Here is a 516-nt window from a genome sequence, read left to right on the forward strand (position 1 = left end):
CCTTGTCCATCACATAGATATCCAAAAAGGGCTCACCGTTCCAGGCATAGGTCTTTTCCTTGACATCCACGCCTTCGGCACGAGCCGATACAAAATAGACCTTATCATCTTTTACGAAAACCCCAAAATCGCTTACCCCGGTATTGAAGGGGGCGGGCTGTAACTTATAGGTAGCCTTGCTTTTGTATTCATCCCTGTTGAGCATGGCCCGGATCTCTTCAGATCCCCGGCCGCTTTCTAAATACTTCTTCAGCCACTGCCTGGACTCCTCGTAACGCTTCACTCCACGCAGGGCCTGGGCATATTTATAATAATATTCCGGGGAGAGGCTGGTATCCTCGATGACATCCCCATAATAATGCACGGCATTCTCCGGGCTGCGCAACCTCATGTAGGTATCGCCCAGTTTTTTGGAGTTATAGGTGACATTATATTCGTTCTCGATAAGCTCCTTGTAAACCTCGGTGGCTTCCAGGTAGGCAAAATCGTTATAGAGCCTGTCTGCTTTTTTCTGTT

General features: G+C 48.3%; 1 protein-coding gene. It reads right to left on the minus strand.

The features are described 5' to 3' along the window. The coding region (locus FLP08_RS15565) for a tetratricopeptide repeat protein (RefSeq protein ID WP_162431120.1) at positions 1 to 516 on the minus strand (516 nt) is incomplete at both ends.

It is taken from the genome of Christiangramia aestuarii, assembly GCF_009735585.1.
Lineage (GTDB): Bacteria > Bacteroidota > Bacteroidia > Flavobacteriales > Flavobacteriaceae > Christiangramia > Christiangramia aestuarii.